Origin of the sequence: Sphingopyxis sp. 2PD (genome assembly GCF_005503695.1) — a bacterium.
Classification (GTDB): domain Bacteria; phylum Pseudomonadota; class Alphaproteobacteria; order Sphingomonadales; family Sphingomonadaceae; genus Sphingopyxis.
In genome coordinates this window covers 50,253-74,033 of sequence record NZ_SCMU01000006.1, presented here as the reverse complement: position 1 = coordinate 74,033, position 23,781 = coordinate 50,253, and the positions used below count along the sequence as shown (strand labels likewise).

Sequence of the window (23,781 nt, the reverse complement as noted above, 5' to 3'; positions counted from 1 at the left end):
TTTGTAATGACTAAAGATCACGCCCCCGCACCGGCCATGCCATTGACCATCGCCATGAAACCTTCGCCCGGCGATGCGTCCGGCATACCGAGTTTGCGCGCCATCAGCATCGTCGCGGGATTGTTTGTCAGCACGTCCGTCCCCGCTGGCATCCGCCCTTCGCCGACGAGGCGATCCGAGAAGCGAATTCCCACGATGTTCATGCGGAACCAGGCGAGCATCGAATAATAGTCCAGATCGGCAACCGGCCGACCGCGTTCGGCTTGGTAATGGGCGATGATCTCGGCGCGGCTTGGCAGACCCTCGAGCCGCGCTACCCCCGACAGCGTCGAGAAATTTTCCTCGGCCTCGAGCCACCATGCGAGATCTGCTTCGCCGGGACCGAGGGAAGCCATTTCGAAGTCGATCAGGGCTGCTACGCTGAGGTCGGGTCCGAACATCATATTGGCAGGTGTCGGATCGCCCCAAAGGACGCTGACATCGGTGTCCCGGGGCTTGTTTGCCATGAGATAGTCGAGGGCGGCGTCGGCAACTTCGAGCCGGCGACCAGCTTTGGCCCAGATATACCAGTCTCTGGTCCAGGCAAGGAACTGATCGATGCCGGGTTCGCCCCGCTGGCGGTCGTCCAGAAAGGAAAAGCCTTGCCGCCAGTCGATCCGGTGGAGCCGCGCCAGCGTTCCGATCGCTCGCAGCCATATGTCGCGTCGCTGTTCGATCGGCAAATCGGCGAGCCACCCTTCGACGTTATAATTCGGCACCTGGTCAACGACCCGTCCTTCGATCGCCTCCATCACGAGGAAGGGGCTCCCGATCGGCGCCGGGTCGGGTTCGACACCGAGCGCGCGCGGGGCAGGAATATGGGGGTGGAGCGCGAGCGCCTCCATCATCCGGTGCGGCAGCCTGATATCGGCGTCCAGGAAAAGGTCCGTCCCGGCGAGTTGTCGCCTGATGACGAGTGCGCGTTCACGATGTTCGCCATCGGCTTCATAAGCCATGGTAGCGAACATCGTTTCAGCGGAGTTACCCGTGCCGCTGGGAAAACGCAGGGGCGACAAGGTCAGGTCGCCCAGTTCGGCGAATTTCTGCCGCAGCCAGGCCCGAAGGCCTTTCCGCATCGCCTCGCGGTCGATCGTCTGCGAGCCGCTCATGGATGATTCAACCCGGCCCGGCTGCGGTAAAGACCGTTGTCGAGTCTGCCGCTCGCCACGAAGGTCGGACGATCGGTTCCATTGCGTGGGTTCAAGATCGTGTCGATGAGGCCACCGCCCGTGCGATTGCCGCAACGTATTGTGCATGGCATCGCCATCTCGAAATGCTTCTGACCAAGTTCCAGCCAGACATTGCCATATCCTTCGGCCTCGAACGTCAGCCGGCCAAATTTTTCCGAAACGGCCACGACGGTTCCGCCCCGATTGGATAGCCCGTCAAATGCCATCAGCACGGACGCATCCTCGATCACGGCGGTGTCCACTTCGCCATCCTTTACGATATAGCCGAAAAGACTTTCGAGCCCGGAGCGCATACGCCCGCCGCCGAAGCCAAAAGAAAAATCCTCACCAAGCGAGCCCACGAGCCACCAGGCGGCAGACATGTCGGCATTGGGGTTATCCATGTGCCGTGGGCCCCAGCTATGGTCGCGATAGGTAAAGCCCGAAATGGCGCGCTCGGGCTCGTCGCCGATCCGAACGGACCCGGAAAAAGTGCCGCCGGCCTGGAGATGATTGGCTGCCATCACGCGGCTCGTTTCGTTCCGCATGCCAGTGAGGTCCCAGAAATCATAGGGTGCGTGCACATCGCGGACCTGGATATCGAGATCGACATTCTCGTCGCTGGCACGCCACCGGCTTGAGCGGACGCCGAATGTGGCGGACTGGAAACCATCGGCATGGAACGTGTCGACGGACCGGTCGGCTTCGCGAAGGGGAAGCCCTTCAGCTGTGCGGGAATAGTTGAGCCCGTTACGCGAGGTCACGCCAAAGCAGGACCGGGTAAGGCCGAGGTTCGGTTGATGGCCGATCCGGATGAAGCCGCCGATTTCCTGGGAGGGATCGGCCCAGCCAAGGACAATGCTTTCCTGCCATTGCGGATCTTCCCCAGGATCGTGCGGAAGCTCGACATCATCCGGCAGCGGTGACAGTTTCGAAATTTCCATGGCCTCGTCCCTTCATTGCGCATTGCGCGCGATTCCTCGAAACCCGGGAAATCGTTCGTTCATTAATTACTCATCTAATTATATTTTCTTTCCGCCGTCAACAGGGCTGCTGCTGCGGCGGGTTTAACGGTGCGTTGCGGCGGAGGAACGGGCAGCGGGCACGCGCCACGAATTTTTTAGGTATTCAATTAATTATCCGTTGACTTTCGCTGCTCAATCGGCCCGATGGTGCTTCGCCCTCGTTGCGGGAGCGTCGTCTGCGGTCACGAAACATGGCACAATCGTTCGAGCACCGCGGATGATCGCCCGAGGATCCCGCCTGGGCGATGGGCGCCAACCTGCGGTCGAGAGCCGGCCGCGCGGCAGAACAGAAACGGGAGAGTCATGTCGGAACTCGATGTCGATCAGATTGGCGCAGCTATCGTCAAGCATCAGCGTGGTGCGCGGTTCGCCGAAACCACTCCCGATCAATGGGGCGACCGGCTCATGCAGTTTATCGGCGCGCAGGCGGGAGTCTCGGACGTCCGAGTCGCCAACGTGCGCGAAGTCGGCACAGCTGCGGGTGGTTCGAACGGAACTCTTCTGTTCGAGGCAAGCTGGACCGAAGACGGCGAGCCGCGCTCGTCGGGTCTCGTCTTGCGTTTCATGCCGACGCGCGGCCTGTTCCACGCCTATGACGTCACCGCGCAGTTCAACCTGCAGCGCGCGCTTGAAGCCACCGATGTGCCGGTTCCGCCACAGATCTGGCTCGATCCGGACGGCAACCTTCTCGGTCGCCCGGGCTATGTGATGGGAATGGTCGAGGGGGCGAGCGCGCCGATGACCTGGATGACTTCGGGCATCATCGCCGACGCTGAGCCGGCAGCGCGGCGCGAGATGCAACTGGGCTATCTCGAAGCGCTCGCGCGCGTGCATGCGCTGGACTGGCGGGCGCTCGGGCTCGAATGGCTGGAAAAGCGCGCGGCGGGTGCGCGTCCGATCGAGCGCGAGGTAAATTGGTATTGGGATTCGCTCGAATATGCCGACTGCAAGCCCTATCTCGAAGCGCTGCGACCGCTCCGGGATTGGCTCGTCGCAAATGAGCCGGCCGACATTGATACGGTCCTGTGTCATGGCGACGCGAACTTCGGCAATTATCTCTATCTCGGGACTGCGGTGTCGGCCGTGGTCGATTGGGAGATGAGCTTTCTCGGGACGCCCGAATGCGATGTCTGTTTCACGCATATGGGCGACCAGATCATCCAGAATGATGTCCCGGCTCTGGAAGGGACGCTGAGTTATCAGCAGCGGATTGCAGAATATGAGCGACTGTCGGGGCGCAAGCTTCGCAACATGCCCTATTTCGAGCTGTTTACGGCCTATCGGCTGGCGGTCATCAACGTGCTGACGTTCCGGCATTTCCCGGAGCCCATATTGCGCCAGTTGTTGCCAGTCATCGAACGCGGGCCGAAGATCGCCGCGGATTTGGCCGCCAGGGTCGGACTGGAGATTTTGCTGCCGCCGTCGGGCACGATCGACTGAAATTTAGGGTCCACTTGTTCGCTCGACCCCGAGCGTCCTCTCCGCACTGCGACGCTCGCGAGATCGCGAGTCCTTGCGGCTGCGGCGACCGCAGCAGTTACATACGCGGTCGCCTGCCTTTTTTAGCGGAGCCAGGAGGGGTCAAATCCCCGCTGGGAAATTCCGTCGTTCGTGTTGGCGAGAAAGAGGTGCGACACCGCCTGATTGCCGCGATGGGCATTATCGATCATGTTGAAATCGCACACGCCCTCCAGGCCTTGCCACCTGGGGATAGACAGAACTTCGATCCCTGCCGGAGAAGAGTTCGGACCGCCATTGTTGAGGTCTGTGGAAGTCACGACGCCATCGACAGCTTCGACGTCGATACGAAGGGTCTGGCCGTTCTCGAGCTGCGCCACAGTCCAGCCGCCGATCGACGAGAGGCCGTCGCCCAGCGTGCAATTGACGGTATGGAAATCCCGGATAGGCTCGCGCTTTCCATCGAGCATCACATAGCCCATCTTGGCGAAGGCGCCATCCTCGGCCTGCATCGTGAGCAGCGAGTAGCTCAGCTTCTCGCCCACCGTGCCGGCATGCCAGCGCGCCGAGCGAAACATCGGTAGCGGGCGCGGTCCGTAGCCATGATCGCGGTAGCCGATGCCATTCTCGATCGTGACCACCCGGTCGCCGATCCGGACGCGGCCTTCCACCCGGCCGGCGCTTTCCGGGTGGCCATGATCGTCGCCTCCCGAAGTCAATGTTCCATGACCCGGTCCTCCGACCACCTCCCATTCCTGCGAAGGATACCAATCATAGATGCGCAGGTCCGCTTCCGCATCGTCGTCGAACGCCTCGAAGCGACAATATTCCATATCGGGAATCGTGAATCGCATCGTTCCGGAACTGGCCATGACATCGGTTCGATCGCCTGCCTCCAGAGGACGGTCGAGCAGGTGGCGACGGAAGCGGGTTCCGTCGGGGAATGCCATCCCCCAATGCGTCTGCGTGGTCTTCTGATTCACATAGGATCCCGTGCGCAGGAAGCCGACGAGGCCAGTGTCCGGATCACGAAACACCAATACCCAGGATTCCTGCCAGAACGGATGATTTCCAGGGTGATGGGGCAAATCAATCGCAGAATACAGGCTCATCGGTCTCTCCACTATTTTTTTACCTTCAACATCTCGAGGCCTCAGGATTCGGGATCAAAACCCGATCTTCGCAGGATCGAGCCGGCCGCGGTCCGAGCCTAAAATTACTCGATTAATTAAACGATGACAAGTTTGCATCTCGGCGGTGCGGTCATTCCGCGCGCCAAGGGCTCCAGGTGGGCAATCTTGCGATGTGGCGCAAAGCGAGGACGGAGCGGCTCGGGGAACCGCTGATACAGAGCATGAGATGTTTTTATCGCCTCAAGCCATTTTCGAGCCTGGTCTACCTGCGAGACTGCGCCGCGGTCTCCAAGTGCAATACTGGCATCGCCGCGCGGCCCAGGCGGTCGCTATGCCATTGTTAAAGCCGGTGCGGCTGGTATGCTTGAGTCCTGTCGGCACGACGGGACCGAATTCAGGAAGCGCTGGGGAGATCGATGAGGGCGCCTGCGATGAAACCAAGAGGCCGACGGGCCAAGACAGCCGAGCCGGAAACCCCGCCGCGCGATCGGCTGGTTGAGGCAACGGCCAATCTCATGGTTGAGCGAGGATCAATTGATGTTTCGCTCGCCGATATTGCACGGCGGGCCGATCTCAATTCTGCTCTGATCAGCTACTATTTCGGCAACAAGGCGGGGCTGATGATGGAGTTGCTTCGCTCGGTTCTGGGCGGCGACATATCAAAGCTCGATGCCTTCTCGCAGCGACAATTGTCGCCTGAAGAGAAGCTGTCGGGCTTCGTTCGCGGGATGATCGACAGCTATTTCACTTACCCGTTCATCAACCCGCTGACCCACCAACTCGTCACCGAAGAGCCCGAAACCTACGGTCCGCTGATCGCGGAGGAGTTCAGCAAGCGGGCGGCAACGATTCTCCGGAACATCCTCGCCGAAGGGCAGGCCTCGGGAGTTTTCGCAAAGGTCGATCCGCTTCATCTTTATTTTCACATCGTCGGTGCCTGCGATCAATTCTTCCATGGCCGTTATCAAATGCAGCATATCTTCGGCATCGGCGCGATCGACGAGCCCATGAAGCAAGGATATTCGAATTATCTCGCCAACGCCGTGGTGAAGAGCCTGCGTCCCGCAACTTAGCCGACTGCCGGTCAGCACTGGCCCGATCGATATCGAAGGCGTCGGCCGTGCCGTACGTCTCCTTTTGCCATGCCCGGAACAGCAAGGCGCAGGAACGCGCCGCGGGAGAAGCTTGCCCCAACCCCTGATGGCGCTCTAAGGTCGAATTATAACTATATGGACGATCGTATATATATTTTGCGTTGACATTAATCCTAATGATGCCACCACTATGAAGCTCGCGAACCTTCGGGGTCGCGAATGCACGGAGGCAATCTCCGGCGGTCAATGGGAGGAGGCTGACAATGCGCTACGGCAAGAGACCGGATGGGCAGATGCATCGATCGGCGCGCGCTATCGCGGATGGCCTCATCCCCTCATCATCGCGTCTCAGGCTCCATCGACGCGGCAGCAGCGCTGCCGACGGCGAGCCGCGAGACGGCTTCCTGGAGGGAATTGGAATGCGGAGCAAGGCACTGGCACTTTGTGCGTCGATCGGCGTGTTGGCATGGGCTGGGGCAGCGCGGGCCCAAACGGCGCCCGAAGCGCCTGCGGCCGACGAACCGTCGCAGCTGGGCGAAATCATCGTCACGGCCCAGAAGCGAAGCGAGTCGCTCCAGCGCACGCCCGTTGCGGTCAGCGCCTTCACATCCGAGACGCTGGAGCAGCAGCAGATCAACGGCGTTCAGCAGTTGCAGTACAATGTTCCGTCGCTGGTGTTCGCCCAGCTTACCGGCTACTCGCAACTTTCGATGCGCGGCATCGGCTCCGACCTGACGGTTACGGCCGGCGAGCCGACGGTCGCGACGTTCCAGGACGGCGTCTACATGGGTCAGCTCTTTGCCCAGAGCGTCCCCAGCTTCGACCTCGAGCGCATCGAAGTTCTGCGTGGCCCGCAAGGTACCCTGTACGGTCGCAATTCGACCGGCGGGACGATCAATTACATCACCAAGCCGCCGTCCTACGACACGGCTGCCAATCTTGCCTTCACTTATGGAAATTACGATCGCGTCGCGGTGGAAGCCGGGGCAACCGGTGCGATCGTGCCGGACAAGGTGGCAGCACGGGTCTCGGTGAAATATGACCGGAGAGACGGCTACCGCTTCAATGTCTTCGACGGCAAGCGGTACGATGCCAACGACCATCTGAGCGGCCAGGCTGCGCTGCTTATCGAGCCGTCGAGCGACATCAAGCTGACCTTGCGCGGCGACATGTCACGGCAGGTTACGTCCGCGGTACAGCAGTTCATCGATGCGCTCCCGACGCCGTCGAGCATCTCACCCGAAACGCCGACCGGAATTTTCTCCCTTCCGGGAACCGCGCTCGCCGGAATTCCCGGCCTCCTGTCGCCCTCGGACCTCGCGCTGCTGGGGAATCGAAGCATCTCCGACCTGTTTGGCCTCTCGGAGCCCGGGCTGCGTGGAGGCGATCCCACCAAATCGACCCGCATTGCCAATGACTTTCCGTCGCGGACCGAAGTCAATCTTCGCGGGGCCAGTGCGACACTCGACTGGGACATCGGGAATGTATCGCTGAAGTCGATCACGGCTTATCGGTTCAGCAAATTGTTCATCCAGACCGACAATGACGGCAGCAGTGCGGCCATTCTCTACGAGGATCCGATCCAGCAAACCTCGAAGCAGTTCACGCAGGAAGTGAATATCTCGGGGAAGGCGTTCGACGACCGGCTGGACTGGCTCGCAGGAGTCTTTTACCTGCACGACCGCGCAAGTCTGAAAGCGGACATCTATCTGCCCTCGCTCGGCGATCTCATCATTGCCTCCGCCAGCCTGGGCACCGCGGCACCGCCACCGGTCTTCGACCTGTCGCAGCCTCTCATCCCCAATCTCCTCCTCCTCGGGTCCGATCCGCTGCTCGGCAATACCCTTTATGGCGGGCAACCGACGCCCGTCGCCTTTCTGGGCTTCGGTGCCGAGCAGAAAAGCTCCTCGCTGGCGGGCTTCGGTCAAGTCACCTACCGGATCGCGGATCGGTTGCGGGTGACCGCGGGCCTTCGCTACACGCGCGATGAAAAGGACGTCTTCCGGCGGCTCCACTCCAACTTCGTACCGACTGCGGCCTTGTGCGAAACCCAGTCGAAGAAGAGCTGGACCGCGTGGACCGGAACGGCCGGGGTGGATTTCGACCTCTCGGATCGCGCGATGCTCTACGGAAAGGTGTCGCGGGGCTACAAGGCCGGGGGGTTCAATCCGGCGGAATGCACGGGGAGTTTCAACCCCGAAATCCTCTGGTCCTACGAAGCCGGGCTCAAGTCGACGCTCGCCGACAATCAGCTGCGCGTCAATTTGGCGGGCTTCTATTATGATTTCAGCGACATCCAGTTCACGACCTATCTCAACAATTCCTCGACGATCAGGAATGCCGCCGATGCGACGCTTTACGGCATCGAGGCCGAGTATATGCTCGCGCCGCGCGGCCTTGCCGGATTCTCGCTCGATGGGTCCGGTTCGTGGATCCACAGCGAATATGGCAGCCAGCTTCTCCAGGACCCGCTCGGCCTTGCGACGCTCGACATCAAAGGGAACCGCCTTATCCGGGCCCCCGAATGGAAGCTCAACTTCGGAGCGCAGCAGCGGATAGAGACCGCGAACGCCGGCGCCTTCACCCTCCGGGGCGAAGCGGCCTACACCAGCCAAATCTTCCATGATGTGTTCAATGGGGAGGCGCCCTTCCAATCGCAAACCCGCGAAGCGCCTTATTGGATCTTGAATGCCCGCCTGAGCTGGTCGTCGCCGGGCGATCGGTTCCAGGCGCAATTGTTCGCCGAGAATATCACGAACAAGCTTTATGCCTACAGCCGCGTCGCAGCGGCAACGGGGGCCTATGTTTCCGGACAATTCTCGCCGCCACGGACCTATGGCATCCGCCTGTCGATGAAGCTCGGCGCGAACTGAGGCGCGCGATGGCGGAGACACCGAAACCGGACGTTATCGCGAGCGTGATGCGGGCGACCAAGCCGGACTTTACCGATATAGACCCGGCGGACATTGCCCGCTTCCTGGCACAGCAGCCGGACATCGCGGGGCCGGTGGAAATCGCCAATGTTCGCGGTGGCGGCGCCAATGCGGGCGCGTCGAGCGGCGTTGTCGTGTTCGATGCAATATTGGAGGGCAAGGTCGAGCCGCTCGTGTTGCGCTATGCGCCGCTCCGCAACGAGGGCCGCATATTCTTCGACTATGGCATCAGGCAGCAATATGAACTGCAGGCGCGTCTGGCCGATGCCGGGCTTGCGGTTCCGCGCGCGCGCTGGATCGATCCCGACGGCGCCGTGCTCGGGCTGCCGGGCTTCATCATGGAGAAGGTCGAAGGCGATGTCGCGCACGCGTCGCCCTTCAGCGCCGGGCTGATCGGCGACGCGGCGCCCGATGTGCGCGAGCGGCGGATCGCATCGATTTTCCGGGCCCTGGGCAGCGTGCATGGCGCCGACTGGCAAGGCAGCGCGGTCGCGTCCTGCGTTCGCCAGGCTGCGGGCCGGACCCATTTCGAACGCTATATCAACTGGTATTGGGAAACCGTCGAGTGGGTGCAGCCGCCGCATCGCGAGCGGCTCGAGCGGTTGCGGTCCTGGCTGTTTGCGAACCAGCCCGATATTCATCATGATGACCTGGCGCTGATCCATGGCGATCCAAGTCTCGGCAATTACATGCTCGAAGGCGACGAGGTACGCGCGATCATCGACTGGGAACTCGCGGGTATCGTTGCTCCGGCTTACGACATTGCCATGCAATGTATGGCAAATTCCTATTATCGAGCTGTGTCGGCGCCCGAAGTCGCCGCCAGGATTCCCGATGACGCGAGCTGGGTGGCCCATTATGAAAGCGTGACGGGTCGCAGGGTCGAGCATTTCGAGTTTTTCCGCAGGGCGGTGACGCTGCCGCTTCTGGTCGTCCAACTGTCGATGTCGCGCAATTTTCCCGATGGTCTGCGCGATGAATTCCTCGCTGGTATGGAAGCGATTTGGGCGGTTGGGGAGGGCCGTTAAGCCGGAGCCGCCCAAGTCCGTGCTCGGCTCCGGGAATTGCGAGCAAACTTCCGGGCTGGCGTGCTGCGCTGACAACCGATACGGAGACGTGGCCGGCATCCGCCGGAGCGGGCTAACTGGAAACGGGCGATATCCATGAGCAGCGACATCCTCGACGATCTCAATCGGGCGATCATTGCCGCGCTTCAGGAAAATCCGAGCAGAACGAACAAGGACATCGGGGAAACACTCGGCGTTTCCGAACCTACTGTGGCGAACCGGATCCGGGCGCTCGAAGATGCCAATATCCTGCGCGTCATGATGCAGCGCGATATGCGCGCTCTGGGTTATTCGGTGTTCGCTTTGGTCGATCTCAATGTTGAAGGCCGCACGCCCGAAAATGTCGCTGAAGACCTCGCCAAGCTCGATGCATGCACCAGTGTTTCGGTGGCGATGAGCAGCCCGGACATCTTCGCCAATATAAATGCGCCCGATGGCGCTGCGCTCCAGCGGATCGTCGACGAGCAGATTGCGAAGATCGAAGGCATCGCCTCCTACGAGGTCAATACGGCGCTGGAGATCGTGAAACTGGATCCCCGCTTTGGCAAGCTGGGATCCGAATGATGCGCCTCGATGATCTGGACCAGCGTATCATTGGCCTCCTCGCCGAAGATGCGCGCATCAGTAACCGCGAAGCGGCGCGCCTGTTGGGTATCTCGGACACTGCGGTCCGTAAACGCCTGAAGAAGCTGTCCGATTCGGGCGCTGCGAAGATCACGGCGGTGGCTGATTCAGCCGCGTTGGGAATGACCACCGCTGTTCTGGTGCGGGTTCAGACATCTCCCGAAACGGCGCGCGACGTGGTCGAGGCGATGGCCAGTTTCGACGAAGTGAGTTTTGCTGCCTTGATGACAGGACGCTTCAATATCGTTCTGCTCGTGGCGGCGCAAAGTCGTCAGGCCGTGGCAGATATTATTCACATGCATTTACGGCGGCGATCCGGCGTACACCGGGTAGAAACGGTCGAGATCGTCTCGGTCGCCAAGCACAATCTCGATATCGCCCTGGTCTCCAGAAAACGCTGACCCCACCCGGCCGAGGTGCCGGGACTCGGGCTCACGGGCTCCGCACTAGCGACCCTGTGGAAGGGGACGGCCTGCGCCCCCTTCCGGAGATTCACTATCATTCTGCGGCGATCGCCATTGGATGCATCAGCTGCTCATCCATGTCGGCACCGCCCGACCCGACCAGTCGGCCCGGTGTCGCACCAGTGCACTCGGTGCCATTGACGAAGGTCGTCTCGCCATTCACCATCACCCGCTCGATGCCCTGGGGCTTGCAGACGCGCCGCCAGTCGCCATCGGGAAGATCATGGGCGATCTCATATTTGAGCCGCGGATAGTCGAGCGCCTCATAGTCGTAGATGAAAAGATCGGCCGCTTGCCCCGCTGCCAGCGTGCCCCGGTTGTGGAGTCCGAGCACTTCTGCCGGAACCGCGCTGAGCTTGTAGTGCATTTCCTCAAGCGTCATCAACCCGGTCTCGCGAACCATCCAGATGATCGCGTCCGTCGAATATTGACCGCCAGCCCAGAATTTCACATGCGCTCCGCCGTCCGAGGTTCCCGGAATGGTGAACGGATGTTTGAGAACCTGTGCGACTTTCTCGTCGTCAAAGCTCATGCCTTCGGCCACGAGGAAATCGCTGTCGGCATTGGTATCGACCACGATATCCATAAACACGTCGATCGTGGGCCGATTGCCAACGGCGGCCGCGATTTCGCCGACCGACTTGCCTTCATACTGGTTCCATGGGGCGACGCCGCAAGCGTCGTTCAGGACATAATGCTCGAGCGGTCCGCCGGCCGGTGCGAGCAGTTCAGGCCTGTACACGTTGCGCAAGCGCGTGCGATAATCCTCGTCCGCCGCTTTTGCGACTTTTGCCGCGCGATCGCCCGCGAAGGTGAATTCGCGGAACTCGGGGATGATGTTCCAGATATCCCAGTCCATCGGTTTGAATTCGTTCCAGCCGCGCGTGGTCAGGGTCTGGGTGAAGATTTCCAGCCCCTCTTCCCGCGCCTTGTCGACCAGAGCGAGGACTTCCTCATGATAAGTGGGCAGAAAGTCGTTGACGATGACGACATTGTGGAGGACGGGCCGGCCCGACACCCGTGCAACCTCTAGCGCGATCTCACCGAAGCGCGCACCCGGGGTATCGACGAGGGCCTGGATCGAGCCTTCGCCGCGCTCGCGAAGCACTTCCGCGAGCGCCAGAATGTCCTCGCGGCTCATCGTGTCGCTCGGCATCGGGGTGCCGTCACAGTCGATGTGGGTGTTATGCTCGCCCTGGTAGGAAAAGCCGAAGCCGATTGCGCCCGCGTCCATGGCGGCGTGCAGTTCCTGCTTCATGCGCTCCCGCTCTTCCGCAGTTGCCGGACGGCTTTTCGCTGCTTCGAGGCCCATCACATAGATTAGGAGCGGATTGAGGGGAACATAGCTGGCGACGTTGACCCCCTTGGGCACCCGCTTGAGATGCTCGATCCATTCGGGGAAGCTGACCCAGTCCCAGCCGAGCGCTGTCCGCATCGCATTTACGGGAACCTGTTCGGTGGTCTCCATCATCTGCATGTAGCGCTCCCGGTCCTGCGGATGGCAGGGGGCAAAGCCAAAACCGCAATTCCCCACGCCGATTGTCGTGGTGCCATGCCAGCCAGAGTTTGTGGCATAGGGATCCCAGTGCAGTTGAGCGTCATAATGCGTATGGGCGTCGATCACCCCCGGCGCGACGATCTTCCCGGTGCCGTCGATGACATCGCTCGCGTCGCCGCTGATCCCGGCGCCAATGTCCGTTATGATCCCGTCTTTGATTCCGATATCGCCCACGAACCGCGGCGAGCCCGTGCCATCGACGATCGTGCCACCTTTGATGAGCGTGTCAAACTTAGGCATCCCATTCTCCCATCTCTCTGTGTTGCTCGACATTATGGTCGGCATTTGGTTCTCAAATTCGACAAAAATGATGCAAGTATCTATATTATGCGATCCACCATTGAGTCAAATATAATGGGAAATGATGTCATGGCCGGTCTGGACTGTCTTGATGGCGTTTCGACCCTCCCTTTGCGCGAAAGGGGCAGGCCGATGCGCCGACGGGATGCTCAAACCGCGGTGTAGCCACCATCGACGATGAACTCGGAACCCGTGATGTAGCGTGCGCCGTCGCTTGCCAAGAACGCGACCAACGGCGCGATGTCATCGACATTGCCCATCCGGCCCACGGGAATCTTGCTGTTCCATGCGGCAACAACCTGCTCCACCCACGCTGGTTCGCCGTTCGCGGCGGTAGGTCTCTCGTGATGGGCGCCGAGCCTGGTTGCCGTCGGACCCGGCAACACTGTATTCACTCTTACGGCACGCTCGGCCAGTTCGACCGCGACAGCCTTGCTCAACATACGGATTGCGCCCTTGCTCGCGCTATAAGCGGCATAACGGTCCCCTGCCACCGTCCCATAGATTGATGAGATATTGACGATGGCGGCGGTTGACGTGCCGTCCGCCTGACGACGCATCGACAAAAGCGGCAGTGCCATCTGCATCCCCATGAACGGACCCTCGACATTGATCCGATATTGCCTTCTCAGATCGTCGAGAGGAGCGGTCGCAAAAGGCGTGTCGAGCATGATGCCGGCGTTGTTCACGAGAATGTCGAGCCGGCCGAGCTTTTCGGCGAAGCCGATCGCCGTCTCCCAATCGGCTTCGCTTGTCACGTCATGCCGGCAGGCGTGCGTTCCCTTGGTGCCATCGCACCACTCAAGGCGAGAGGCATCGATATCGGTCGCAAGTACCTCGGCGCCGGCGGCAAGCAATTGCTTTGCCACGGCAAGGCCTATCCCGCTTCCCGCGCCCGTCACGATCGCAACGCGGCCCTCCAATTCGATCGAATTCACCATCACCTCCATGATCGAAAACTGAGAAGCGCCATCGAGCCAATCGACGGCGTCGCGCAAATTGCGCGCGCGCTTCCGTGCTTCGCCGCCATTCGCGCCTCCGGATTGGCATTGACATGCGCGGCCGTCAAATGCGATTATACAAGCAATTAATTAAATATCGGAGGGCGCGGTGGAGGGTGTCGATCTTGTTTCGCTTGATCGCTGGATGGAAGCCCGGAGCCTTGGAAGTGGCTCGATTTCCGGCGTCCGGCTTCTGGCTGGCGGAACCCAGAATATTCTCCTCCGCTTCCATCGCGGGCCGTCCGAATTTGTTCTCCGCCGGCCGCCGCCGGTCCTGCGCGCGGGATCCAATGAGACGATGCGCCGCGAAATGCGCGTCCTCGAGGCACTGCGCGGTAGCGATGTTCCTCACCCTGGCTTCATCGCCGGATCTAGCGACGAGACGATCCTTGGCGCTGCTTTCTATCTCATGCAGCCGGTCGATGGCTTCAACCCGATGTCCGGGCTCCCCGCCTTGCACGCTCGCGAGCCGCTGCTGCGCCGCCGCATGGGCCTCGCCGTGGTCGAGGCGATCGCCGCACTCGGCGCGCTCGATTATCGGGCGGTCGGCCTCGCGGATTTTGGAAAGCCCGAGAATTTCCTGGAACGCCAGGTGGGGCGTTGGCGCCGCCAGCTTGAAAGCTATGCCGATCTAGCCGGGTGGCCGGGGCCTGGCGCCATCCCGGGGGTGGACGCGGTGGCGGCCTGGCTCGATCGCCATCGCCCAAGCGCATTTCAACCGGGGATCATCCACGGAGATGCGCATCTTGCAAATGTGATGATCCGGCCGGACAGCGGGGAACTCGCAGCCCTCGTTGATTGGGAATTGAGCACGATTGGCGACCCCCTGCTCGACCTCGGCTGGCTGATCGCGACATGGCCGACCGATGGCTCATCCTTCGCCACGGACGCCATGGCAAATCAGCTCACCGATCTTGCATCTCCTGCCGACCTCGCGGCGCATTACGCAGCGTCAAGCGGCCGGGATCTCGCGGCTCTCGACTGGTACATCGTGCTCGCCTGCTACAAGTTGGGCATCATTCTGGAAGGGAGCTTTGCGCGGGCCTGTGCCGGAAAGGCGCCGCGAGAAACCGGCGAACGGCTTCACGCGCACACGCTCGCTCTGTTCGAGCGCGCCCTCAGCATCATTCGTTGAAAAGGAAAGATGATGATCGACGATACCGATTTTAGCGGACGCAATATTCTCGTCGTCGGCGGATCGAGCGGGATCGGCAACGGCATAGCCCAAGGGTTTCGCGCCCGCGGCGCCAATGTTCATATCTGGGGGACGCGCGCCTCTGCGTCCGACTACAGCGCCGATGAAGGGTCCGACCTTGAAGGACTGGGCTATCATTGCGTCGATGTCGGGACGCCCGAGGCTATCGAGACGGCGGAGATTCCCTTCGACACGCTGGACTCCCTCATTTTGTCGCAGGGAACCGTATTATATCGGCGCCAGGAGTTCGAGCGCGAAGGGTGGGATCGTGTCATGGCGGTCAATATCGACAGCCTGATGCATTGCGCGCGCAAGTTCCGGCCACTGCTTTCGGCGTCCGGCGGGTCGATTATTATCGTGAGCTCGACGTCCGGCTTGCGCGGCAATATCGGAAACCCGGCTTATGCCGCGTCCAAAGCGGCCGCGATCAGTCTGACCAAAACGCTGGGCCAGGCTTTTGCCGGTGACGGGATTCGGGTGAATGGTCTCGCTCCGGGGCTCGTCGATACCAAATTGACACGGATCACGACCCAGAATTCCGCTCGTCTCGACGGCGCGCTCGCCACGATCGCGCAGCGACGCATGGGGACGCCCGCCGATATGGCGGGTGCCGCCATATTCCTCGCATCCCCGCTCGCTTCCTACGTCACCGGCCACACGCTGGTCGTCGATGGTGGCCTGACGCTCTGATTTGCCATTCTGACAGGAGATACACATGCAGTTCGAACATAGCGAAAAGGTCCGTGACCTCCTGCAGAGGGTCGAAACGTTCATGGATGCGCATATCTACCCCAATGAGGAAGAGTATTACCACTTCATCCACGACCAGAGGAATCTGTGGCAGGAGTGGCCTGGAATGCCCGCCCTCAAGGCCGAGGCGCGTGCTCAGGGCTTGTGGAACCTCTTCCTCCCACACGAATATGGCCGCTTCTCGCCCGGGCTCAGCAATCTTGAATATGCTCCACTTGCCGAGGTGATGGGCCGATCGCCGTGGTCGAGCCAGGTGTTCAATTGCTCCGCGCCCGACACGGGCAATATGGAAGTGCTCGCGAAATTCGGGACCCCCGATCAGCAGCAGCAGTGGCTTCAGCCCCTGCTCGACGGGGAGATTCGCTCGGCCTATGTGATGACCGAGCCGCAGGTCGCCTCATCCGATGCCACCAATCTTGAGCTGTCCATCAAGCCCGACGGCGACGACTATGTCATCAACGGCCGGAAGTGGTGGATTTCGAATGCGATGCACCCCGATTGCGCGATCTTCATCGTGATGGGAAAGACCGACTTCGATGCTCCCCGCCATGCCCAACATTCGCAGATCCTCGTGCCGCGAGATACGGCAGGGATCACGGTCGTGCGCAACCAGACCGTCTTCGGATCGATGAACTCGCCGGGCGGCGAGTGCGAACTGCGCTTCGACAATGTACGCGTACCGAAGGAAAATCTCATTCTTGGTGAGGGGCGGGGGTTCGAGATCGCGCAAGGGCGTCTCGGGCCGGGACGTATTCACCACTGCATGCGTTCGATCGGCCAGGCGCAGCGCGCGCTCGAGATCATGGCGCGCCGCGCGGACAGCCGCGTCGCTTTTGGAAAGAAGCTCGCCGATCAAAGTAGCATCCGCCAGGACGTCGCACGCAGCTTCTGTGAAATCGAGATGTCGCGCCTGCTCACGCTCAAGGCTGCCGACGCCATGGACCGCTATGGCAACAAGGTTGCCAAGGATCTGATCGCGGCCATCAAGGTGATCGCTCCGCAAATGGCGCAAACCGTCGCGGATCGGGCCATCCAGGTTCATGGCGGAATGGGCGTAAGCGACGACACCCCGATCGCCTACTTCTTCACCCTCAATCGCTATCTGCGCATCGCGGACGGTCCCGACGAGGTGCACATGTCGCAGCTCGGGAAGCAGAAGATCGCCGAATATTCGGCGATGGCGAAGTAGGAGGCCGGCATGAAGGCGCTGCTTTATCACGGGGCAGGGGATATCCGCTACGAAAGCATGGCCGATCCGATGCCGGTCGAGGCGGGCGACGCCATCGTTCGGGTCACCGCCTGCTCGATCTGCGGAAGCGACCTACACATTTATCATGGTCACGGATTTTCCGAGGATCGGGGCTTTTGTGTCGGTCACGAAGCGGTCGGCGAAGTGGTCGAAACCGGACGCGCCGTCTCGCGGCTCCGCGTCGGTGACCGGGTCATGATCCCCGCAGCAGCGGGCTGCGGCGCCTGCCGACCCTGCCTGTCGGGCAATGTGATCGGGTGCGAGAATGGCGCAGCGGCCTGCTACGGGTTGTCCGCCGCGCTTCAAGGTTCGCAGGCCGAGGCCGTTCGCGTCCCCAGCGCGGACGCCAATGCGGTGCTGATCCCGGAAGGGATATCGGAAGAGCAGGCGCTGCTGATGACAGACGCCCTTTCGACCGCCTGGTTCGGTGCGCGCAGCGCCGATATCGCCCCGGGGAGCAGCGTCGCCGTAATTGGTTTGGGGCCGATCGGCCTCATGACGGTCGACTCCGCCTTCGTGCTGGGCGCCCATATCGTATATGCCATCGATCCCGTTCCAGAAAGGCGCGCGCTGGCGGCAGCGGCGGGCGCCGTCGCTCTGCACCCTGACGAAGCCGTCGCCGTGATCCGGGAGGCGACGAAAGGACGTAAACTCGATTCCGTCGTCGAGGTGGTCGGGAGCGACGCGACGGTCGATATGGCATTACGCTTGGTAAGGGCGCGCGGCACCGTCTCGGTAATCGGTGTGCAGCAATCGCGCCGTTTCGCCTTTCCGCTCGAACGCGCGTTCGCGGCAGGGCTCACATTCCGGGTCGGGACCTGCTCGGTCCCCGAAGAATTGCCGACCCTTTTTCCACTTGTCCAGGCGGGGCGTCTCAAGCCGGAAACCTATGTCTCCAATCGGCTGCCGCTGCGAGACGGCGCCGAAGCCTATGCGATGTTCGACCGCCGGGAGGCGGGAACCCTGAAGATCATCCTCGAGCCCTGAAGACGCAACTGGCTGGATCTGAGTCCGGCGCGCCCCTGCTGACCGCACGCGGAAAGGGGGGGGCGACACGGCAAAAAATGCGCGCCTCTGCTTGCGGCGCTTCGCCGGCAAAACCGTTCGCATTGACCGCAGAGCTATGCAGTTGATCGGGCGAACGCATTTGTGTATCTAATAATCGAGCAATTAATTAATTGTCGAATCGCTCGCGGAGAGGACGCCATGGCATCGGGATTGTCGGTAGAGTTGCGGGTCGACGGGCCAACCGCACATATCATCCTCAACCGTGAGGACCGGCTCAACGCGATCAACAACGACATGTTTCGGCGGCTTGAAGATCATGTCGCGCGGCTCGCGGGCGAGGCCGAAACTGTTCGCAGCGTCATCGTGCGTGGCGCGGGAAAATGTTTTTCTGCGGGGCATGATCTGCAGGACATCGCGTCTGGCGATGCAGCGCATGATGTCTCTTTTCAATCTTCGGTGCTCGAGCGTCTCGCGAATCTGCCCCAGGCGGTTATCGCGGCGGTGCACGGTCATTGTTACACCGGCGCGCTCGAGTTGGCGCTGGCCAGTGATTTCATTCTCGCCGCCCGGAGCGCGCGGTTCGCGGACACGCACGCCAAATGGGCGCTCACGCCTGTGTGGGGAATGAGCCAGCGGCTGCCCCGTCTGGTGGGCCAGGCCAAGGCGCGCGAGATGATGTTCACCGCACGCACGATCGATGGCCGGGAGGCGGCGGAGATCGGACTGGCGGCGTCCTGCTTCGAGGATACTGAGTTTCTGGAGCGGGTCGATGCGATCGCGTCGATGATCGCTGAAAATTCGGCTTTCAGCATTGCCGCCTATAAGCGACTGCTCGCTGAAACGGACAATGTCCCGCTGCATCTCGGCCTCGCACACGAAGTCCGCAACAGCGCAGGCGTCGGACCCGACATGGGCGAACGTATCGCGGCCTTTTCAAAACGCAAAGCATGACCGCGCCATCTGGAGCGCTGGTCGATCGGGAGTGAGTGACGATGAGCAATGAAACCCAAGACCTGGCCGCGCCAGCCGAAATGGCGGCCCGGCTTGTGAACCCGGCGTCGTTCGGCGACCCCGCGACCCTGCACGCCGACCTTGCCTGGCTTCGTGGCCACCAGCCCGTTTCGCTTGTCGATACCGCCGGTGTCGATCCCTTCTGGCTCGTGAGCCGACATGGCGACATCATGGACATAGAGCGCCAGCCCGACATTTTCCGCAACGGCGATCTTTCGACGGTTCTCATCGGAAGTCCGATGCTCAAGGCGGTGGAGAATGCGACCGGCTGTCCGCACCTCACCCGTAACATGGTCAACATGGACGGAGCAGAGCATCGTGCCTATCGATCGCTGGTCCAATCCTGGTTCATGCCAGGCAATGTCAAGAAGCTCACGGACGACATTCGCGAGATCGCGCGCGCGCATGTCGATCGGATGATGGGGCTCGGCGGCGAATGCGACTTTGTCGCCGATGTGGCCCTGCATTATCCGTTGCACGTCATCATGAGCATCCTTGGCGTTCCCGAAGAGGACGAACAGCGCATGCTGATGCTGACCCAGCAACTTTTCGGCGCCCGCGATCCGGAACTCAGTCGAAAAGCCGATGCCATGGCCGATCCGGATACCGCCATAAAGGTGTTCGGGGCCGTCGTGGCGGACTTCCACGCCTATTTCTCCAATATCACGGCGAGCCGCCGCGCCGAGCCGCGCGACGATCTAGCGACCATCATCGCGAACGCCATGATCGACGGCAAGCCGATCGACGAGCGCGCTGCCAACGACTTTTACATCCTGGTCGCGACCGCCGGGCACGACACCACCTCCGCCTCGACGGCCGGTGCGATCTGGGCCCTCGCGGAGCGGCCCGCCTTGCTCGCCGAGGTGAAGGCCAATCCCGACCTGATCCCGGCTCTCGTCGATGAGGCGATTCGCTGGGTCACGCCGGTGAAGCATTTCATGCGCGCCGTTGCCCGGGATCATGAGGTGAATGGCCACCAGTATAAGGCCGGGGACTGGGTCATGCTGTCCTATATGTCGGCAAACCGTGACGAGGCGGTGTTCGACGATCCGTTCGAGTTCCGGCTCGACCGCCCGGCAAACAAGCAGATCGCATTCGGTTACGGGCCCCATCTATGTGTCGGCCAGCATCTCGCGCGCCTCGAGATGAAGACCCTGTTCGAGGAACTTCTGCCCCGGATCGAATCGCTCGAAATCGCCGGCGAACCGGCCTGGACCCAGGCGACGCTGGTCAGCGGGCCGAAACGCCTTCCGATCCGCTTCACTCAGAGTTGATCGGCGGGTCGACGCGCGGCGGCGTGGCAGAGAGACGACAGCATATTCGCAGGACGGATACGGGAATGGGAATCAGAACACGCATAACCGACTTGCTCGGGATCGAGCATCCGATCGTCCAGGGCGGCATGATGTGGGTGGGAACCGCAGAGATGGCTGCGGCGGTTTCCAATGCCGGTGGCCTCGGAATCATCACCGCGCTCACCCAGCCGTCTCCCGATGCGCTGCGCGCCGAGATCGAGAGATGCCGGGAGCTTACCGACAAGCCATTCGGCGTCAATTTGACGATCCTGCCGTCGATTAATCCCCCGCCCTATGCCGACTATCGCAAGGCGATCATCGACAGCGGCACCAGGATCGTCGAAACCGCAGGCTACAAGCCACAAGAGCATGTCGACGATTTCAAGGCGCATGGCATCATCGTGCTCCATAAGTGCACGGCTGTCCGGCACGCCCTCTCCGCCGAACGCATGGGCGTCGATGCCATTTCGATCGATGGCTTCGAATGCGCCGGGCATCCGGGCGAGGATGATGTTCCCGGGCTTATCCTGATTCCCGCCGCTGCCGACAAGATCAAGGTTCCTATGCTCGCATCGGGCGGATTCGGCGATGGGCGCGGGCTGGTGGCAGCCTTGGCGCTCGGCGCTGACGGTATCAACATGGGGACGCGCTTCTGTGCGACCAAGGAAGCCCCCATCCACGACGATATCAAGCGCGCCATGGTCGATAACGACGAGAGGGGGACCGACCTGATCTTCCGCAGCTATCGCAACACCGCGCGCGTCGCAAAGAACAGCGTTTCAGCCGAAGTCATTGCGGCCGAACGGGAAGGAAAGCCCTTCGAAGCGATCGCGCATCTCGTCAAGGGCGCGCGCGGGAAGGAAGGGCTGGACCGCGGCGATCCCGATCATGGGATATGGACGGCTGGCATGGTTCAGGGTCTCATCCATGATATCCCGACGTGTCACGAACTCATCGACCGGATCATGGGCGAGGCCGAGTCGATCATCGCGAAGCGGCTGGCGGCGATGATGCCTGGAGCGCTCACGTCATGAACGTCGATTTCGATCCATCGCTCGAAGCGTTTCGCGAGGAAGTCTGCGCGTTTCTCGATACGGCACCCACCGACGCGATCCGCGAGGCGGGGCGGAAGACCACAAGCGTTTTCGCGCCGTTCGAGGCGACAATGGAATGGCACCGCCTTCTATATGCGCGCGGCTGGGCCGCCCCGGCCTGGCCCGTCGAATATGGCGGGACCGGTTGGTCGCTTGAGCAACGCTATATTTTCTCCGAGGAGCATTGGAAGCGCGATCTGCCGCCGCTCCTGCCCAACGGCCTGATCATGGTCGGCCCCCTGCTCATGGAGCTTGGCACGCCCGAACAAAAGCGCCGGCATCTCCCCGGGATCCTTTCGGGCAAGGATTACTGGACCCAGGGCTATTCCGAACCGAGTGCCGGTTCTGATCTTGCCGCCCTGTCATGCTCGGCCCTGGCCGACGGTGACGATTATATCATCAACGGCCAGAAGACATGGACGACCCTCGCCCACAAGGCCAACAAGATGTTCATGCTCGTGCGCACGAACCGGGACGGCAAGAAGCAGCAGGGCATTACCTTTCTCCTCCTCGACCGGACCGACTATCCCGGCATGCACATCCGTCCCATCATCGGCCTCGATGGTGTGGCCGAGCAATGCGAAGTATTTTTCGATAACGTCCGCGTCCCCCAGGCGGGCCGCGTGGGCGCCGAGAATGAAGGCTGGAGCGTCGCCAAGGCGCTGCTCAAGCATGAGCGGGGCGGCGCTGCGCATAGCCCGGCGATCAGGCGCAAACTCGATGCGATCCGGGCCGCGGCGAGGGATGCAACGGCGTCCTTTGGCGGACCCCTCAGCGAGGATCCGGTATTCCAGCGCGACCTTGGGGAACTCGAAGCCGAAGTCGCGTCCTTCGAGCATGTCGAGAAGCTGGTGCTAAGCGGCCACGCCCTCGCCGACGATCCCGCGATGCCGTCGCTCAACAAGGTGATGAGTTCGGAACTCTCGCAGCTGCTGTCGATCATGATGACGCGTGTTGCCGGGATCGACGCGCTGCCGTTGCAATTGGAAGCCCTTGAGGTCGGGTCCGGCGTTCAACCCCTGGGCGATCCCTTCAGCCTCGTGGCGATGCCCTATTATCTGAATACCCGGGCCGCTTCCATCTATGCCGGCAGCAACGAGGTCCAGCGGGACCTCATCTCCCGCAATCTCCAGACCCTTCGCGCCTGAGGCAGAGCCCATGAATTTCGAATTCTCCGATGAGCAGGTCATGCTCCGCGACAGCCTCTCCCGGCTGCTCGATCAGCGTTACGCCTTTGAATTGCGCCGACGCATCATGGCTGGTCAGGCGGAAACCGGAATCTGGAGCGAACTCGTCGATATGGGGATTGTCGCGATGCCGCTTCCCGAAGCCTGCGGGGGACTGGGCGGTTCGGCCTCCGACATTGTGGCGATATCGGAGCTCTTCGGTCGCCATCTGGTCATCGAGCCTTTGCTTCCCTCGGTGATCCTCACGGGCCGGGCGCTCGCTCGCTTCGATCCCGCGGGACCGGTGCCGCAATGGATTGCCGATATTGGCACCGGAGCTTTGCGCGGCGCCTTCGCCCATGAGGAAGGTAGCGGCACCGGCGCCTCTTCGACGCTGTCGACCAAACTCTATGAAGGTGAGGCCGGTCCGCGCATCCGGGGTAGCAAAAAACTCGTTCTTGGAGGCGGAGAAGCAGGGGTGCTGCTCATCTCGGCGCTCTCGGAGACGAAGGCGGTCTGCCTGGCCGCAGTGCCCGCCGATGCCGAAGGCATCGAAGTGCGGCGATATCGCGCGCTCGATGGCAGGCCCGTTGCGGATATCCTGCTCCATGACGTCGCGGTCGACAGGGCTGCCATCATGGCGGGCGCCGATGCGGAGCTGGAGGCCTTGCTCGCGGATGCCCGGCTCGCACTCGCCGCCGAAGCCGTCGGGGCCATGGCCGTCCTGATGGCAACCACCGCAGACTTCGCGGGCACGCGCGAGCAATTCGGTCGGCCGATCGGAAGCTTTCAAGCGATCGCGCACCGGCTCGCCGATATGAAGATTGCCTATGTCAAGGCGCGAGCGTCGCTTCTCTATATCGCGGCGCTGGCCGACAGCGGACGGGCAACGAGCCGGGATATTTCGGTATTGAAGGCGCAGGTTGGCAGGCTGGGGCGCGAGACCGCGCAGGGGGCCGTACAGATCCACGGCGGCATCGGCATGACCGACGAGCTTCCGGTCGGTCATTATCTCAAACATATTCTCACGATCGACGGTCTGTTCGGCAACACGGACTATCATCTGCGTGAAATCGGCAGGGTAGTCGCCGCTGCGTGAACAGGGGGGAAGCGTCAGCTTCCCGTTTCAGAAGCTATGGAAGGTACCA

At 61.6% G+C, this 23,781-nt stretch carries 20 protein-coding genes; 15 read left to right on the top strand and 5 right to left on the bottom strand.

Translation table 11 applies throughout. From position 1 onward, the window contains the following. Positions 1-17: 17 nt before the first annotated feature. Both FFS18_RS07345 and FFS18_RS17425 read right to left on the bottom strand, forming a co-directional pair. Positions 18-1,148 (bottom strand): phosphotransferase family protein, encoded by a 1,131-nt coding sequence (locus FFS18_RS07345; RefSeq protein WP_054586670.1) that lies wholly within the window; start codon positions 1,146-1,148, stop codon positions 18-20. Beyond that, a complete protein-coding gene (locus tag FFS18_RS17425; protein ID WP_054586671.1) occupies positions 1,145-2,152 on the bottom strand; it encodes a DUF7064 domain-containing protein in 1,008 nt (335 codons plus the stop codon). Before FFS18_RS17425 ends, FFS18_RS07345 begins: the two co-directional genes overlap by 4 nt. Before the next feature lie 384 nt (positions 2,153-2,536). On the opposite strand from FFS18_RS17425, the gene FFS18_RS07340 reads away from it, so the two are divergent. Further along, a complete protein-coding gene (locus FFS18_RS07340) occupies positions 2,537-3,673 on the top strand; it encodes a phosphotransferase family protein (protein ID WP_054586672.1) in 1,137 nt (378 codons plus the stop codon). 122 nt (positions 3,674-3,795) lie between these two features. Here the strand turns inward: FFS18_RS07340 and FFS18_RS07335 are convergent, their stop codons facing one another. Beyond that, the gene (locus FFS18_RS07335; RefSeq protein ID WP_058801215.1) at positions 3,796-4,803 is read right to left on the bottom strand and encodes a DUF7064 domain-containing protein; all 1,008 of its coding nucleotides are present in this window, start codon (positions 4,801-4,803) and stop codon (positions 3,796-3,798) included. Between the two features lie 452 nt (positions 4,804-5,255). On the opposite strand from FFS18_RS07335, the gene FFS18_RS07330 reads away from it, so the two are divergent. The 5 genes from FFS18_RS07330 to FFS18_RS07310 all read left to right on the top strand — a co-directional run bounded on the left by FFS18_RS07330 (position 5,256) and on the right by FFS18_RS07310 (position 10,943). Then, positions 5,256-5,897, top strand: a complete 642-nt coding sequence (locus FFS18_RS07330) for a TetR family transcriptional regulator (RefSeq protein ID WP_158213701.1) — start codon at positions 5,256-5,258, stop codon at positions 5,895-5,897. A 284-nt stretch (positions 5,898-6,181) separates the two neighbouring features. Beyond that, the gene (locus tag FFS18_RS07325; protein ID WP_084758112.1) at positions 6,182-8,791 is read left to right on the top strand and encodes a TonB-dependent receptor; all 2,610 of its coding nucleotides are present in this window, start codon (positions 6,182-6,184) and stop codon (positions 8,789-8,791) included. 47 nt (positions 8,792-8,838) lie between these two features. Next, positions 8,839-9,879: a phosphotransferase family protein gene (locus FFS18_RS07320; RefSeq protein WP_249340340.1), complete on the top strand. Its 1,041-nt coding sequence runs from the start codon at positions 8,839-8,841 to the stop codon at positions 9,877-9,879. Between the two features lie 135 nt (positions 9,880-10,014). After that, the gene (locus FFS18_RS07315) at positions 10,015-10,482 is read left to right on the top strand and encodes an Lrp/AsnC family transcriptional regulator (protein ID WP_054586677.1); all 468 of its coding nucleotides are present in this window, start codon (positions 10,015-10,017) and stop codon (positions 10,480-10,482) included. Then, complete coding sequence (locus tag FFS18_RS07310; RefSeq protein ID WP_054586678.1) at positions 10,479-10,943, top strand: Lrp/AsnC family transcriptional regulator; 465 nt, start codon at positions 10,479-10,481, stop codon at positions 10,941-10,943. Before FFS18_RS07315 ends, FFS18_RS07310 begins: the two co-directional genes overlap by 4 nt. A gap of 97 nt (positions 10,944-11,040) precedes the next feature. Here the strand turns inward: FFS18_RS07310 and FFS18_RS07305 are convergent, their stop codons facing one another. Beyond that, entirely contained in the window at positions 11,041-12,804 is a 1,764-nt protein-coding gene (locus tag FFS18_RS07305) for an N-acyl-D-amino-acid deacylase family protein (protein WP_054586679.1), read from the bottom strand. A 209-nt stretch (positions 12,805-13,013) separates the two neighbouring features. Further along, entirely contained in the window at positions 13,014-13,862 is an 849-nt protein-coding gene (locus tag FFS18_RS07300) for an SDR family NAD(P)-dependent oxidoreductase (protein ID WP_197715647.1), read from the bottom strand. Positions 13,863-13,974: 112 nt separating this feature from the next. Between FFS18_RS07300 and FFS18_RS07295 the strand changes: the two genes are divergently transcribed. The 9 genes from FFS18_RS07295 (at position 13,975) to FFS18_RS07255 (ending at position 23,732) form a co-directional block, all read left to right on the top strand. After that, positions 13,975-15,000, top strand: coding sequence for a phosphotransferase family protein (locus FFS18_RS07295; protein ID WP_232014778.1), 1,026 nt, complete (start codon positions 13,975-13,977; stop codon positions 14,998-15,000). 12 nt (positions 15,001-15,012) lie between these two features. Beyond that, the gene (locus FFS18_RS07290; protein WP_054590045.1) at positions 15,013-15,750 is read left to right on the top strand and encodes an SDR family NAD(P)-dependent oxidoreductase; all 738 of its coding nucleotides are present in this window, start codon (positions 15,013-15,015) and stop codon (positions 15,748-15,750) included. A 25-nt stretch (positions 15,751-15,775) separates the two neighbouring features. Further along, positions 15,776-16,999: an acyl-CoA dehydrogenase family protein gene (locus tag FFS18_RS07285; RefSeq protein ID WP_054586681.1), complete on the top strand. Its 1,224-nt coding sequence runs from the start codon at positions 15,776-15,778 to the stop codon at positions 16,997-16,999. Between the two features lie 9 nt (positions 17,000-17,008). Next, complete coding sequence (locus FFS18_RS07280) at positions 17,009-18,046, top strand: alcohol dehydrogenase family protein (RefSeq protein ID WP_054586682.1); 1,038 nt, start codon at positions 17,009-17,011, stop codon at positions 18,044-18,046. Positions 18,047-18,265: 219 nt separating this feature from the next. Continuing rightward, positions 18,266-19,018 (top strand): enoyl-CoA hydratase/isomerase family protein, encoded by a 753-nt coding sequence (locus FFS18_RS07275; protein WP_054586683.1) that lies wholly within the window; start codon positions 18,266-18,268, stop codon positions 19,016-19,018. 41 nt (positions 19,019-19,059) lie between these two features. Further along, positions 19,060-20,352, top strand: a complete 1,293-nt coding sequence (locus FFS18_RS07270) for a cytochrome P450 (protein ID WP_054586684.1) — start codon at positions 19,060-19,062, stop codon at positions 20,350-20,352. Between the two features lie 65 nt (positions 20,353-20,417). Then, positions 20,418-21,407, top strand: coding sequence for an NAD(P)H-dependent flavin oxidoreductase (locus FFS18_RS07265; protein WP_054586685.1), 990 nt, complete (start codon positions 20,418-20,420; stop codon positions 21,405-21,407). After that, a complete protein-coding gene (locus FFS18_RS07260; RefSeq protein ID WP_054586686.1) occupies positions 21,404-22,615 on the top strand; it encodes an acyl-CoA dehydrogenase family protein in 1,212 nt (403 codons plus the stop codon). Before FFS18_RS07265 ends, FFS18_RS07260 begins: the two co-directional genes overlap by 4 nt. 10 nt (positions 22,616-22,625) lie before the next feature. Beyond that, on the top strand, positions 22,626-23,732 hold the full coding sequence (locus FFS18_RS07255) for an acyl-CoA dehydrogenase family protein (RefSeq protein ID WP_054586687.1): 1,107 nt from the start codon (positions 22,626-22,628) through the stop codon (positions 23,730-23,732). Positions 23,733-23,781 lie beyond the last annotated feature (49 nt).

Coding starts and splice junctions, on each gene's coding strand:
- FFS18_RS07305 (WP_054586679.1), bottom strand. CDS start 12,804: ATGCCTAAGTTTGACACGCTCATCAAAGGTGGCACGATCGTCGATGGC.
- FFS18_RS17425 (WP_054586671.1), bottom strand. CDS start 2,152: ATGGAAATTTCGAAACTGTCACCGCTGCCGGATGATGTCGAGCTTCCG.
- FFS18_RS07320 (WP_249340340.1), top strand. CDS start 8,839: ATGCGGGCGACCAAGCCGGACTTTACCGATATAGACCCGGCGGACATT.
- FFS18_RS07345 (WP_054586670.1), bottom strand. CDS start 1,148: ATGAGCGGCTCGCAGACGATCGACCGCGAGGCGATGCGGAAAGGCCTT.
- FFS18_RS07310 (WP_054586678.1), top strand. CDS start 10,479: ATGATGCGCCTCGATGATCTGGACCAGCGTATCATTGGCCTCCTCGCC.
- FFS18_RS07270 (WP_054586684.1), top strand. CDS start 19,060: ATGAGCAATGAAACCCAAGACCTGGCCGCGCCAGCCGAAATGGCGGCC.
- FFS18_RS07280 (WP_054586682.1), top strand. CDS start 17,009: ATGAAGGCGCTGCTTTATCACGGGGCAGGGGATATCCGCTACGAAAGC.
- FFS18_RS07290 (WP_054590045.1), top strand. CDS start 15,013: ATGATCGACGATACCGATTTTAGCGGACGCAATATTCTCGTCGTCGGC.
- FFS18_RS07330 (WP_158213701.1), top strand. CDS start 5,256: ATGAAACCAAGAGGCCGACGGGCCAAGACAGCCGAGCCGGAAACCCCG.
- FFS18_RS07260 (WP_054586686.1), top strand. CDS start 21,404: ATGAACGTCGATTTCGATCCATCGCTCGAAGCGTTTCGCGAGGAAGTC.
- FFS18_RS07325 (WP_084758112.1), top strand. CDS start 6,182: ATGCGCTACGGCAAGAGACCGGATGGGCAGATGCATCGATCGGCGCGC.
- FFS18_RS07275 (WP_054586683.1), top strand. CDS start 18,266: ATGGCATCGGGATTGTCGGTAGAGTTGCGGGTCGACGGGCCAACCGCA.
- FFS18_RS07335 (WP_058801215.1), bottom strand. CDS start 4,803: ATGAGCCTGTATTCTGCGATTGATTTGCCCCATCACCCTGGAAATCAT.
- FFS18_RS07285 (WP_054586681.1), top strand. CDS start 15,776: ATGCAGTTCGAACATAGCGAAAAGGTCCGTGACCTCCTGCAGAGGGTC.
- FFS18_RS07255 (WP_054586687.1), top strand. CDS start 22,626: ATGAATTTCGAATTCTCCGATGAGCAGGTCATGCTCCGCGACAGCCTC.
- FFS18_RS07315 (WP_054586677.1), top strand. CDS start 10,015: ATGAGCAGCGACATCCTCGACGATCTCAATCGGGCGATCATTGCCGCG.
- FFS18_RS07265 (WP_054586685.1), top strand. CDS start 20,418: ATGGGAATCAGAACACGCATAACCGACTTGCTCGGGATCGAGCATCCG.
- FFS18_RS07340 (WP_054586672.1), top strand. CDS start 2,537: ATGTCGGAACTCGATGTCGATCAGATTGGCGCAGCTATCGTCAAGCAT.